We start from the raw sequence: 12,862 nt of genomic DNA, 5'->3' as shown, positions 1-12,862 counted from the left end.
AAGAGTTGACCGGGAAGCGCTTACAGAATGTCGGAAACATCAGTTTCCCAGTTTGTACACCCCCTCTTCATTTTTTAACTAGCAGGTTATGATTGCTCCATCAGGTTAAGGCACCATAGAAGGCAGGAGTACAGAAAAATGTAAATATTCCTTCAATAATTCGCCATTTCAACTCTTCAAAAAAGATACTTTTCTTCAAGATGATGACCGTATCGCGCGCTCTCCTTTCGCTATAAACCGTTTGCTCATTGCACGCTCCTCCTGACCAGACATTCCTCACCGGTTTCAAGTGCGATAGTGAGCAATGCCCCGATCGGACATTCCAGTATAACCATCGTTCCGCTCCGCTCCACGGACAACTTGTCGGTATCGAAATCGTTCTTCACTCGAAAAATCCCGCCATGCTCCGCCTGCAATCGCACGTATTCCAAGCGGCTATGAGCCGCTCCCGCCGATACAATAACGCCCATCTCGCCGCGAAACCGCTGGAATTCGGCTCCGTTATGCAGCCATTGCGCAGGCACGGCCGGAAAAGCCCGAATGACGCCGTTATCCGTCTGCAGCAGCATTTCTTGCAGCGCGTCCGCCGCGGCCATATTGCCTTCCAGCGTAAAGGGACGATAATGAATGGCCGTGATTCCCGTCTTCCGGTAATCGCCGTTGAGATGAAAGCCGTTCGGAGAACAAATGCCATTCCAAAATTGCCGCAAATGAAAATACGCCGCCTCGCCGTTATCCTGTCTTGTATATAAGGCGGCCATCCACGCAAACGTATAACCGACCCACAACCCTTTTCCCAACAATTCCAAATGGCCGATCGTATCGTCGATGATCTTTTTTTCCTCATCCGAACGACGATAATCGAGCGTCCGCAAAGGATAGATCGCCATCGCATGGGAAAGGTGACGATGGCTCTCCTGCAAGGTCTCGTCCGGGCTTAGCATCAGCCCTTTGTCGCCAACGGCAAGCTCGGGAAGACGGTCCAGCACGGCCGTCCATCTCCGGCGTTCTTCGTTTTTCTCCAGTAGCTCGGCCAGTTCGGTCAATCTGCCGAACAAATATCGGAGCAGAGACAAATCGTAGTTGCTGTTCGGCGTCAACCATGACCGCAAGCTGTCGTCATGAATTTCCGGCGAGCTGGACACCGGCAGCCGAAGCCGGCCGTCTTCCCCGGGCAGAAACAAATCAATCAGACATAATGCCGTTTCTTTCAAATAAACATAAGCTTTTGTCTCGAGAAATTGACGATCGCCGGTATAGCGCCAATATTGGTCGAAGGTATGGCACAGCCAAATTTGATTCGTCGGGCTGAGCGAGTACATCGGCCACCCGCCAAGCGGCTTTCCGTCGATCGTCATGACGGATGGCATATTAATGCCCGACGATTCGTAATACGATTGCGCGAAACGACGGGCTTCCGGCATCAGGTCCCAGAGAAAATCCAGCAAGCTTTCCCCTTCGGACCAGTGATTCGCCTTCAAATAATGCGAGTAGCTCAGCTCCGTATTCAAATCGTGGTGATAATCGCCTTTCCATGGCGGCAATTGTCCTTCGTCAGCTGTCCATACGCCTTGAAGCGGCATGGGAGGGGCGCCTTTGCGCGAGCACGAGCCGAACAAATAATTCGTGATATACCATTGCTTCTCCGCTTCGAAATCGGGTAACGACAGAGCGCTTTGCCGCCAATATCGTTCCCACCAAGCCAGATGGCCGGGCAATGCATCATCAAAGCCCCGAAGCGCGGCTTCCCGTACCCTTGCCTTTGCTCGTTCGAGCCAGTCTTCGCCGTCCAGGCTCGCGGCCACGCGATATACCCATTCGATTTGCCGCGGGGAGGCTTGCCGCTGCGCGACGACGACCGCATAAGCCAATTCTTGATTCGTTCTCTGCAAAAACCAACGGACATCCCCTTCCGTGCCGAACACCGCATCCGGATACGAGAGCAAAGAAAGAGCAGCCGGTGGTTCCAGGTTCAAGCTTACGGTTTGGACCCGATCCCCTTGCAGGCGCACGTAACCAAGTCCGTCTTCGGCATGCAAGAAGCTTTCAATTCGATAAGACGCGTCGCCGGCCATCCAGTCGACTTTCGCGACGGCTGCGTGAAGACGGAGACGGCATGTCATCCTATTCGACGCATGTTCGCCATGCAGCTCGATTCGTCCCGCGGGCAGCTTTGTAGGATTCGGGGAGGCGGAGAAAAAATCGCTGAATCTCCGATTGATTTGTTGTAGATCGCCATTTCGCACCAGTTGGATAAGGTTACGATAAGTAAACCCGCTGTCGAGTACTTCCGGCGCAAGTCTCGTGTCCCACAAATCGCCCCGATCGAGACTTAATTGAAGCGGCGCGCCGTCCCCCCACACCAAGCAGCCGGTCAAACCGTTCCCTAACGGAAGCGCCTCGTCCCAACGGCCGATCGGTGCGTCGAATAGAAGATCGTGCCGTTCCGAAGGCATTTTTCGATTATCCATCCTGCAACCATCACCCTATCTGATCAAGAATAAAAACAGCCCCCTGAATGGTCGGAACATCGCCAGTCAAGGGGGCCATTTTTACTTGCCTCCATTATTTGCCGTTTGCAGCCTTCCAAGCGTCGATTTGTTTTTGCTTCTCGGCGATGATGTCGTCGGCCCCGGCTTTCTTTAATTTGTTCAGCAATTGATCATAGTATTTGTCCGGGTCTACCGCTCCGACATCAAGCGGTTTCAGCAATTCGCTGATGACTGCGTTCACGTTCGCGATTTGGGTCTTAACCGGTTCTGTATCAAATACGAAGCCCATTACCGGAGACACCATCGCCGTCTTGTCGGCAGCGTAGATCGTATTGAGCATCTTATCGTTCGTTTCAAGATTGGTCGATTTGTCCCAAAGCATTCTGCCGTAGGATTGGCCGACCGTCCATTCGGAATAGTTGAAGTTGTACTTGTCCGGAATCAATTCGTACTGCTTGTCGCCAATTGGCTTGTAATCCACATTCGGTTGGCCGAACGCAAGAAGATGGTACAACTCGTCGTTCGTATTGAGCAATTCGATCAGTTGAACCGCTCTTTCCGCGTTCTTCGAGTTCGCGCCTACCGAAAGCATCGCCATGGAAGGCGTATTCGAAGAAATAAACGGCTCGGTAAACCGCTTTGAAACGGAGTAGATATGATGTTCCGGATCCGTATGGGGCATCTTGCCCTGTCCTACAAGTTCAGGCATGTCAACTGTATCCGGGAACGGTTGCGCGTACAAGGCCGCTTCTTTCTCGGCCTTCCGATCCGGAAGCGTGTCCTTCAAAGTAGCGGCGTCTTTCCGAACATAGCCATTCTGATACCAGTCGCGTACCGTTTTCAACCATGCTTTGTATTCCGGGGCTTCATACTGATTGATCACTTTGATATCCTTATCGCCGTACTTTACCCATCCCGGAAGTTTAAAATCTCCGACGCCGTCCATACCGTAGTAGACCGGAATGTCCGCGAACAAGTCCACGGAGCCGCCGATTTCCATCGGAATCATCCCTGGCTCTCCCTTTTTGACGGCAGCCAGGAAAGGCGTCAAGTCGTCCCAATTCTTCATCGATGCATAATCGAATTTATATTTGTCGACGAGATCTTTGCGGAGCTGCACACCTCTGGCTCCCGCCATTCCCCATACTTGATAGTTGATGGCTCCATAAATTTTCCCGTTCACTTTGACGCCTTCCCATGCGGCGTCAGGCACTCTGGACTTGGTTGTAGGCGCATACTTGTCGAGAAGATCGGTGAGATCTACGAATGCCCCTTTGGAGGCATTCTGGAAGTAGTTGATATCGCCCCAGCTTGCGGTAAAGGCAAGATCGAAAGGTTCGCCCGAGGAAATCATAAGACCGAGTTTTTGCGCGTACGAGCCACCGTCGATGATATTGAGCTTCAACGTTGCGTTGATTTTCTCTTTTACGATTTTGTTCGCCGCTTCCATAATGCGATCCAAGTCTTTAACCGGCCCATTCGGGATGTACATCGTTAATTCTACCGTTTCCTGGTTTGACGGCTCCGTCGACGAGCTCGAAGATGGGCTCGCGGATGGGCTCGCCGAGGACGGGCTGGGTGAAGCACCGTTATTCTTGGTTCCGCATCCGGATAAGATAAGGGATAGCATGAGAACCAATGTAAATACAGAAACCAATACCTTTTTCTGTTTGTACATCTTTTAACCTCCCTGGTTTGTTTACTCAACGAATGGCTGAGTACAATTTCACGATAGAGGTCTGAATAGACTCAGAACACCGGAAAAAGCATATCAACCTTCGATAATTTGCGAATGAAGCTCTTAAAAAAATGTACTTTTCATTAAAAATGCGCTTTTCGGGCTATTCGAATTCCATCTGCGCGCCCGAATCGTCCGCTTTTTTTCTCGATATTCGGTATTGAGAAAGCGGGATCCCGAAATGTTTTTTGAATAAAACGTAAAAGTAATTGGATTCTTCCCACCCGCATTGCTCCAATATTTCCTTGGTAGACAGGCTGCTCTCGTCCAACAATTGCTTGACGCGCGCCATTCGAACTTCCGTGATGTACTCGACAGCGGATTTTCCGGTTGACTCCTTGAATAACCTTCCCAAATAAATAGGAGACATCTGAAACGCCTCCGCAAGAAGATTCAGATTCAAGTTGGAATCCCGGTATTGCTCCTCGATCATCTTCTTGATGCGGGTCACGATGATTTGGCGTTTGTTTTGTTTATTGGTGACTGATGTCGAAACGATCTCGGTAAATATCGCTTCAAAAGTCTGGTGAATCTCACCTATTGTTTCATAGTTATAGATGTTGACCAAGAAAGAATGAAACATGTTGGGCAATCGCGATTGGCCTATGTCCCCGACGTCGGGAAAGGAACCGCGGATCATGAACATGAGGTGAAGCATCGAGGAAAGCACGGTTTCATATGTCGTACAAAGTAATCCCTCCACGATTTCATCGTAGTACTTTTTGGTTTTATCAAGTCGACCCAGCTTAAGCGAATCCAGCAGCAGTTTTGCCTTTCCTTCCGGGAACGGCGGCGGATTCAACCGCATCGAGGAAAGGAATGATGGGGTAAGAATGCTGCCATGTCCGGTGATTAACCGATACATGGAAAGAGCCAGCGTATCCGAATACACTTCACCGAGAGAGTTGCGGGATTCAACCGGCTTTCCGATGGTGACGGATAGAGAAAAACGCAAATATTCGTTTACCGAATGTTGGATGTTTTGAGCCAGCTTGACCAGGTCTGTTTCCGCTTCTTCCGAACCTGCCGATTCCAAGATCAGAACGAGCTTATCTTTATCCATATCCACGACATCGCCAGTATATTGGGCAGATGAAATATCGTCGATGATATTGGCGATTCCGAATTTCAACAGCCTTCGGTCTCTTTCGTGATAACGGTCCAAAAAGGATCGGTAACCGTCTATACGGAATAAGACGATTCGAAGCGGCCTCATGAGGTCGGTTCGAATGCCCAGTTCCTCTTTTTTGGATTGGAACTCGCCCAACTCGACATCCTTTTGGCCCAGAATGATTTCCTTCAGCCAGTTTTCCTTCAGCTTCGGACGATGATCTCGTTGCTTCCGATCCAATTCATCGCTTCTCAGACGAACGGCGTCCACCAATCTCCTAAAGGGAGAATACAGCGATTTGGACATCAGAAGCGAAAAAAGCAAACCCAATAGAAGCACGATCGTACTGATGATCAACGTAGAAGATTTGACGGCATCAACGGGCGAAAGGAACGATTGGTACGAGGTCAGACTGATGAATTTCCATTTCAGACTTCCGGATGAAACATAGGTCACGTTGAAAGGCTGATCGGCGATCGTCGTCTTGAAGCTGCCCGACGTCTGATCGGAGGCAAGAACGGTTCGGACATATTCCTCGTTCCGAGCATTCTTCAAAAACTCCCCATTTAATGCATGGTTGACCACGGTTCCATTCGCATCGATCACGAAGACATCGCTTACGTTATCGCCTGTTTTATTTTTTAATGAAGCGATAAGCTCCCTTAGATAGCTGGCTTTGACATTGACAACGAGCGCTGTTGTTGGATGTTGGCCGTATGTCGTTTGGTAAGGCATGATGTACGTATAGACGTCGGCGAACTCGGTGGAGGAATCCGCTTTCGGGATTCTTCGAACGACGGGCATGGAGAGCGGATGGCGAGCGTCCCAGCGTTTAATCATTTGTACGACTTCAGGGTCGTAAAAGTTCGCTGCGGAATAGAACGCGCCGTCTTCCGTGGAAATAATCCGGTCTTTCGGCAGGTTGACCGTGTAAGCCGAATAAACGTAATCATTTGTATACACAAGAAGATTAAGAAACCGAAAACCGTTGCTGAGCATGACATTATCGTCATCCGGATTCAAATACAGATTGGCAATGCCGGGATCGACGTTGGCCGTGTTCATGAATTTACGAGCCATATTGTCCATGTAGTTGACGCTAAAGCTGATCTGATGCAATAAGGACGTGTTCATTCTGTTTATATTATCCAGTGAAGCCGTACTGTAATTCCGGTACAAGAGGGCAGATAAACCGAAGATCAGCAGAGTGACCGTCAACGTAAAAGTCAAAAGCAGTTTCGTATACAAGCTATTCAACCGGACCCGGAATTTAAGAGAAAAAGCCATGGCGATTTGTCCTTTCTGCATCATAGTCAGTCATGTCGTTATTTCGACGTTCGGAACGGCTTTCCTGTGAAACGAACGGCGATTCAAGCGGCAGTCTGCTGAAATGACACAATATTAGCGAAAAGTACATTTTTTAATGCTTCCTCATCACGAGTTGTCGAAGGAACCTACGCTTTTTTCTGTTTGATGCGCCATTCGTTCTTGATACATTGGGATCAAGCAAACAGAAGGAGTGGTTGAATGAGTACCCCATCGCAAACGGCTGCAAATTCAGAGAGAAGAACCAATCGAACTCGCTCCTTGCATCCGTTGACCTTTATTAAGGAAATCGTCAAACATTGGTCGTTCTATGTCATGATTCTACCCGGATTGCTTTTTTTGATCATCTTTAATTATTTGCCCATGTTCGGAGTCGTGATCGCCTTCAAGGATTACAATCCGGTGAAGGGAGTATGGCATAGCAAATGGATCGGCTTTACCAATTTTGAGTTTTTTTTCAAGTCCGATGCGCTTTGGAGGGTGACCTTCAATACGATTTTTTATAACCTGCTCATTATCGTACTTGTAACTTCCATTGCCATCCTATTTTCCATCTTGTTGCAGGAAACCGGAAGCCGTTTGAGTACAGGGATCTATAAGAGCATCATCCTTTTGCCATATTTCCTCTCCTGGATCGTCATGGATTACATTGTTTTCGCGCTGCTCAGCGAAGATCATGGTCTATTGAACGGAATCCGGCACGCCCTCGGTTTCGAACCGATTTCATGGTACGGCGAACCGTCGTATTGGCGGATTATTATGCCATTGGCTTATATATTGAAATCGGCGGGCTACACTTCGGTTATTTATGTGGCGGCGATTACCGGAATTTCTTCGGACTATTACGAAGCCGCCGAAATCGACGGCGCAAGCAAACTCCAAAAGGCCAGACACATTACGATCCCTCTTTTGATGCCGGTTGTGCTCATTCTTTCGCTTCTCTCGCTTGGGAAGATCTTTAACGGAGGGCTCGGCGACTGGGGCGCTTTCTACAACCTGCCGCGGGAATCGGGCGTATTGTTCCCCGCAACCGACGTCATCGACACTTACGTTTTCAGGGCATTGAAGAACATGGGCGATATCGGAATGTCGTCCGCAGTCGGTTTGTATCAGGCGGTCGTAGGATTGGTGATGGTGTTGATTACCAACTACTTCGTGAAAAAGTACGATTCCGAAAGCGCATTATTTTAGCAGGCCGGGAGTGTGACGGAAATGATAAACCATCGATTAAGCTTCGGACGCGTGTACCCAAAGCTCCTTGTCCATTTGATGTTCATCCTATACAGCCTTATGTGCCTCATTCCTGTCCTACTGGTTTTGTCCATCTCGTTCACGGATGAAAGCTCGCTGATGAAGGACGGATATCACCTGATCCCGAAGGTATTCAGTTCACTGGGTTACCATTTTGTTCTGAATGGCACGAATACCATCTTGAATGCCTATAAGGTGTCCATATTTGTAACGCTCGCCGGATCGTTTTGCCATTTGCTCGTCACCTCATTTATGGCCTATGCGCTCTCGAGAAGCGAATTAAGATACCGAAATCAAATCTCTTTTTTGGTGTTCTTCACCGTCTTGTTTAACGGAGGGCTGGCTCCCTATTACATTTTGGTGACGAGGTATCTTCACTTGAAGGATACGCTGGCCATCCTGATTCTCGCGGCGCTCGTGTCTCCGATAAACGTGCTCATTATGCGCAATTTTTTCTCAGCGGTGCCGGCTTCCATTATTGAATCCGCGAGAATCGACGGCTCGGGCGAATTCAGGACTTTTTTCCGAATCGTGCTCCCTCTTTCCACGCCGGTGCTTGCGACGATCGGGCTGTTTACCTCTATCGCCTATTGGAACGACTGGATGACCCCTTCTTTGTTTATCGAGAACAACAAGCTTTATAATCTTCAGTACTTGCTTCAGTCTCTCTTGACGAACATTGAGTATTTGACCAGCAATGAAACGGCTTCCAGATCGCTTGAAAAGACGATCGGCATGCTTCCCGGGGAAAGCGCCAGAATGGCCACTTGCATCCTATCCATCGGGCCCATTATTTTGGCATATCCCATGCTGCAAAAATATTTCGTCAAGGGGCTCACGCTCGGAGCGGTTAAATCTTAAACGAAAAAAGGCGGTGCAGGTATGAATGAACACCTGTACCGCCTTTAGGCGCTGTTCGATTGTTAAGTCAACGAATCCGAATCAATTTCGTGATGCGACCGAACTGAGTCCATTCGGCAACGAATACATTGCCTGCGGAATCCACGCATACGCCATGCGGCGAGCTGAACCGGTTGTCGCGAAAATAGTCCTGACGAACGTTCGGCCAGTCTTGCTGGCTCTTCGCCTGCAAGTCTTCTCCCAAATGCGTGATCAGCCTGTCATTGCGGTCGAAAATCGTGACTCTGCTATGAAGATCCGGGAAATACACTTCATCATTCCAATAATAGAAACTGCAGGGCAAATCCATGTTCTCGTCAATGAAGCGCTTATGCTCACCCTCAAGCGAAAACACTTGAATCCGATGATTGGACCTGTCTGCAACGTATATTTCCGGCTCGCCGTGTCTCAAATCGATCGAGATGCCGTGCGGACCGTCCAGCTTGCCGGCTTCCGTGCCTTTGCCGCCCCACGAACGAATACGTTCACCAAATGCGCTATATTGGTGAATCCAGCTTTGGCCGTAACCGTCCGCCACGTAGATGTCGCCATTCGGCGCAACGGCAACGTCCGTCGGGACAAATCTGCGGTCCTTGTCGTATACTTCCGGCATATCCGGCGTTTGGATCGTCAACAGCGTTTCGCCGTCGAGCGTCATTTTCGCCACCAAGCTTCGGTTTACGTCCGTAACGTACAAGTATTCCGTTCCGCCTTCCGCGTGCAGCAGAAAACCGTGCGCGCCTCCTTCGAACTGTTCCCCCCATGATGAGAGATAGTTACCGTCCTTGTCGAACTTCACGATCGAAGGAGCGTTAGTATGAAACACATAAACATTGTCCTTGGAATCCGTAACGATGCCGTGCGTGTAACCTAAACGAATATTGTCCGGCAGCTTTGCCCAGCCAGTTGCGACTTCATAGACATGCGTGCCGCCGCCCATTTTAACTGCCATGCTTCAAATCCCTCCATCTCTCCGCAAGCTTACTTCCCGAAATTTTCGCTGCCCCGGAAGCTCATATGCTCGTTTGCATCGAACTTCGGAAGCTCCGCATAGTGATTTTGCACTTCGCCTTTGTTGCCGCGCATAAGGAAAATTTTGCGTTGTTCCATCAACACTTTCGTGCTCGTCGGTATATAACGAATCGTTACTCCGCAACGACGATGCGGCGAGAGGTTTGCTTTGGAACCATGAATAATATTCGGGTGATGGATCGATACGCTTCCGGACTTCAGAACGAGATCGACCGCTTTGGTCTCATCTACGTATTTTTTCTCGATTTCAGATCCCAGGACGTTTTCAACCTCGAAGCTGCCTTTCATTTCTTGCAAATGAAGATGTTGCGTTCCGGGAATCACGCGCAAGCAGCCGTTATCCACGGTGGAGTCGTCAACCGCAAGCCAAAGCGTAATCACTTTCATCGGATCCAATGGCCAGTAACTTCCGTCCTGATGCCATAGAACCGGCTTGCCGTTAAATGCAGGTTTGCAGATGTAATGAGAGGCGAATAACGCGATATCCGGTCCGATAAACGCTTGCGCAATATCGAGCAAACGCTCGTCGCTGACGAGCCGAAGCCAGAACGGGTCATTGTAAATCAAATCGGTATGAAGCTGCTCGGGGCGAAGATGCGGATTTTTTGCAATCAGCCAATCCACATGCGCTTTGGCTTCCTGCATCAGATCCGCATCCAGAACGTCAGGAAACACTAGGTAGCCTTGTTGTTCGTATTTCTGGTGCAATTCCTCGTTAACGATGGCTGTCATTGCAAATCGCTCCTCTGATATGAAATGAATGATCTCCTAGTACAAATGTAACGCCTCCGTTTCCAATCGTCTTTATATGGTAACGCCCTTGTTTTGTATAAATGCGCCACACTATAATGAACCAAAACCCGCTCCGAGGGAGGTGTAGACGATCAATATTCAAGATTTATACGGCGTTGTTGAACGCGTCCAAGACGCGGAGGCCACATTACACGTTCATTATTGGGGACATATTGCCGAGCACTACACGCATGAGCTTCATAGGCATTCCTTTATTGAGACTTGCTACGTAACGAATGGCGATGGCTATTACGTGGAAGACGGCAAGCGATATTCTTTACACCCAGGCGACATCTTCTTCTCAAGGCCGGACAAGTGGCGTCTGATTGAGGGCGGGAGCTTTCAAAGCTGCAACAGGAGAGTCCCCCGGGCAATGGCGGAGACGGAATCAGGAAATAAAGACACTCTAATCCAATAAAGACTGCCCCTGAAAGAGGCGATATACTTGGTCCAGCTCATCCGGCTGCAGGCCTTGTCCGTCACAGAAGGTCAGATTCTTGCGAAGCGAAGCGATGGAAGCGGTCCCCGTCAGCGTCACATGAATATCCGGATGACTCAAGCTGAAGCGCATGCCGGGCTCGATCAATCCTTTAGGCTCCGATTTGCGCAGAAAATGAATTTGCTCCAGCCGGTCTTTAGATTTTGCCAACGTTTCTCCGTCCAGAAAATGAGCAGGCGCATCCGCAAGAATGCCCATGCCGAGCACGCTGCCGTTCAAGACGCCTAGACCCATCTTCTTGGCAAGCGGCATCACCTCATCCTTGGCCGTATGATCAAGGAGCATATACCGCGCGTAAAATTGAATCGCGTCGAATCTTCCGGTCTCCATATATTTCATAAGCAAAGGCAATTTCCGCGTCGTCACGCCGATAAAACGGATTTTGCCTTCCCGCCGCAGCTTCTCCAGTGCCGGTAGGGTCTCGTTTATAATCAGCTCATAGGGCTGGGATTCCACATCGTGAATTTGCAAAAGATCGATCCAATCCGTCTGCAGCCGCTGCAGGCTGTCTTCCACCGAACGAATGGTGCTGCTGTAATCGTACGTCAAGTCCGACCTGACCGCTTTGGATGCCAATACGACACGGTCTCTGCGGCCGATCAACGCTTTGCCGATACGGCGCTCCGATTCGCCGCGCCCGTACAAGGGAGCCGTGTCAATGAAATTGATGCCGGATTCGAGAGCCTCATGAATTAACCGCTGCACTTCGTCTTCATCCGTCTTGCCGAAATCGCCGGCTAGCGGCGCTCCGCCCAGGCCAAGCTTGGACACTCTCAGCCCTGTATGGCCAAATACCGTATACTCCATGTTTTTCGCCTCTTCTAGAAATATCCTCTGTCACGACCGAGTCATGTTTTGCCCTTTATTCCGCATCCTCCGCAATCCGATAAAATCGAGCCGCCGTACCTCCGAAGACGGCGTCCTTCTCCTTGGCGGAAAATCCCGACAGCGCGAGGTGCGTTTGTTCCCACACTTCTTCATAACTGCCGTTCAAAATCGCAACCGGCCAATCGCTTCCGTACATCAGTCTCTCCGCTCCGAATACATCCATGGCATACTCGAAACATGGCCGCAGCGATTCCGCCGACCATCCGTCGCCGAAGGCCGTATTCAAACCGGACAGTTTGGCGAATACGTTCGGATTTTCCGACGTCTGCTTCAGCTGCCGGGCCCATTCTTCCCACCCGTCTGCTTGGAACGGCGGTTTGGCCAGATGATCGATCACCATGCGAAGATGAGGGAGCTTCTCCGACAATTTCGGAATATGCTTGAGATGATGCGGAAAGACGGCGACGATATCATAGGGGAGTCCGCTCTGCTCGAGCAGCTTAAGCCCTTCGAGCACTTCGCCGCGCAGCAGCCAATCCGGATCTTGCTCCCCGTGAATCAGATGTCGGACTCCTTTGAAATTGGGATTGCGGCGATACCGCTCCAGACGAAGCGCTGCCTCTTCCGGGCGGTCCAACGGAACCCAGCCGACGACCCCGCCAATCCAGGAACAACAGACAGCCGTCTCCAGCATATAGTCCGTGTCCTCGTAAGAATCCATCGCTTGAATCAGAACGGTCTTGTCCACCCCGAGCTTTTTCAGAACCGGCTCCAGCTCGGGGGCTTCGAAAGTGCGGTATATCGGTCCAAGATCGGGAACGAGCCAAGGGTAACTGCATGTTTCCAGATTCCATACGTGCTGATGGGCATCAATGATCATCGGCTTGCCTCCA

At 50.0% G+C, this 12,862-nt stretch carries 10 protein-coding genes; 3 read left to right on the top strand and 7 right to left on the bottom strand.

Translation table 11 applies throughout. The features are described from left to right. Nucleotides 1–245 precede the first annotated feature (245 nt). From LKX83_RS22960 to LKX83_RS22950, 3 genes are all read right to left on the bottom strand, one after another. The gene (locus LKX83_RS22960; protein WP_227885166.1) at nucleotides 246–2,471 is read right to left on the bottom strand and encodes a glycosyl hydrolase family 95 catalytic domain-containing protein; all 2,226 of its coding nucleotides are present in this window, start codon (nucleotides 2,469–2,471) and stop codon (nucleotides 246–248) included. Nucleotides 2,472–2,565: 94 nt separating this feature from the next. Further along, nucleotides 2,566–3,984, bottom strand: coding sequence for an ABC transporter substrate-binding protein (locus LKX83_RS22955; RefSeq protein ID WP_227885165.1), 1,419 nt, complete (start codon nucleotides 3,982–3,984; stop codon nucleotides 2,566–2,568). A gap of 349 nt (nucleotides 3,985–4,333) precedes the next feature. Beyond that, entirely contained in the window at nucleotides 4,334–6,475 is a 2,142-nt protein-coding gene (locus LKX83_RS22950) for a helix-turn-helix domain-containing protein (protein ID WP_227885164.1), read from the bottom strand. Between the two features lie 393 nt (nucleotides 6,476–6,868). On the opposite strand from LKX83_RS22950, the gene LKX83_RS22945 reads away from it, so the two are divergent. Together LKX83_RS22945 and LKX83_RS22940 are read left to right on the top strand one after the other, a co-directional pair. Continuing rightward, on the top strand, nucleotides 6,869–7,858 hold the full coding sequence (locus tag LKX83_RS22945; protein WP_227885163.1) for an ABC transporter permease: 990 nt from the start codon (nucleotides 6,869–6,871) through the stop codon (nucleotides 7,856–7,858). Between the two features lie 21 nt (nucleotides 7,859–7,879). Beyond that, nucleotides 7,880–8,779: a carbohydrate ABC transporter permease gene (locus tag LKX83_RS22940; protein ID WP_227885162.1), complete on the top strand. Its 900-nt coding sequence runs from the start codon at nucleotides 7,880–7,882 to the stop codon at nucleotides 8,777–8,779. Nucleotides 8,780–8,846: 67 nt separating this feature from the next. Here the strand turns inward: LKX83_RS22940 and LKX83_RS22935 are convergent, their stop codons facing one another. Together LKX83_RS22935 and LKX83_RS22930 are read right to left on the bottom strand one after the other, a co-directional pair. Further along, nucleotides 8,847–9,758: an NHL repeat-containing protein gene (locus tag LKX83_RS22935; protein WP_227885161.1), complete on the bottom strand. Its 912-nt coding sequence runs from the start codon at nucleotides 9,756–9,758 to the stop codon at nucleotides 8,847–8,849. A gap of 41 nt (nucleotides 9,759–9,799) precedes the next feature. Beyond that, nucleotides 9,800–10,582, bottom strand: a complete 783-nt coding sequence (locus tag LKX83_RS22930) for a phytanoyl-CoA dioxygenase family protein (RefSeq protein WP_227885160.1) — start codon at nucleotides 10,580–10,582, stop codon at nucleotides 9,800–9,802. 151 nt (nucleotides 10,583–10,733) lie between these two features. Between LKX83_RS22930 and LKX83_RS34470 the strand changes: the two genes are divergently transcribed. After that, nucleotides 10,734–11,060: an AraC family ligand binding domain-containing protein gene (locus tag LKX83_RS34470; RefSeq protein WP_370639117.1), complete on the top strand. Its 327-nt coding sequence runs from the start codon at nucleotides 10,734–10,736 to the stop codon at nucleotides 11,058–11,060. On the opposite strand, the gene LKX83_RS22920 is transcribed toward LKX83_RS34470, so the two are convergent. Together LKX83_RS22920 and LKX83_RS22915 are read right to left on the bottom strand one after the other, a co-directional pair. Continuing rightward, a complete protein-coding gene (locus LKX83_RS22920; RefSeq protein ID WP_227885159.1) occupies nucleotides 11,049–11,948 on the bottom strand; it encodes an aldo/keto reductase in 900 nt (299 codons plus the stop codon). The genes LKX83_RS34470 and LKX83_RS22920 overlap by 12 nt on opposite strands. Before the next feature lie 55 nt (nucleotides 11,949–12,003). Next, on the bottom strand, nucleotides 12,004–12,849 hold the full coding sequence (locus LKX83_RS22915) for an amidohydrolase family protein (protein ID WP_227885158.1): 846 nt from the start codon (nucleotides 12,847–12,849) through the stop codon (nucleotides 12,004–12,006). Nucleotides 12,850–12,862: the final 13 nt, after the last annotated feature.

The sequence above is a fragment of the Cohnella baijiui genome, assembly GCF_020731285.1.
Lineage (GTDB): Bacteria > Bacillota > Bacilli > Paenibacillales > Paenibacillaceae > Cohnella.
This window is presented reverse-complemented; position numbering and strand designations above follow the sequence as displayed.

Bases quoted from the DNA above. Each gene is read 5' to 3' on its own strand.
- LKX83_RS22960 (WP_227885166.1), bottom strand. From the start codon at position 2,471: ATGGATAATCGAAAAATGCCTTCGGAACGGCACGATCTTCTATTCGAC.
- LKX83_RS22955 (WP_227885165.1), bottom strand. From the start codon at position 3,984: ATGTACATCCCGAATGGGCCGGTTAAAGACTTGGATCGCATTATGGAA.
- LKX83_RS22950 (WP_227885164.1), bottom strand. From the start codon at position 6,475: ATGAACACGTCCTTATTGCATCAGATCAGCTTTAGCGTCAACTACATG.
- LKX83_RS22945 (WP_227885163.1), top strand. From the start codon at position 6,869: ATGAGTACCCCATCGCAAACGGCTGCAAATTCAGAGAGAAGAACCAAT.
- LKX83_RS22940 (WP_227885162.1), top strand. From the start codon at position 7,880: ATGATAAACCATCGATTAAGCTTCGGACGCGTGTACCCAAAGCTCCTT.
- LKX83_RS22935 (WP_227885161.1), bottom strand. From the start codon at position 9,758: ATGGGCGGCGGCACGCATGTCTATGAAGTCGCAACTGGCTGGGCAAAG.
- LKX83_RS22930 (WP_227885160.1), bottom strand. From the start codon at position 10,582: ATGACAGCCATCGTTAACGAGGAATTGCACCAGAAATACGAACAACAA.
- LKX83_RS22920 (WP_227885159.1), bottom strand. From the start codon at position 11,948: ATGGAGTATACGGTATTTGGCCATACAGGGCTGAGAGTGTCCAAGCTT.
- LKX83_RS22915 (WP_227885158.1), bottom strand. From the start codon at position 12,849: ATGATCATTGATGCCCATCAGCACGTATGGAATCTGGAAACATGCAGT.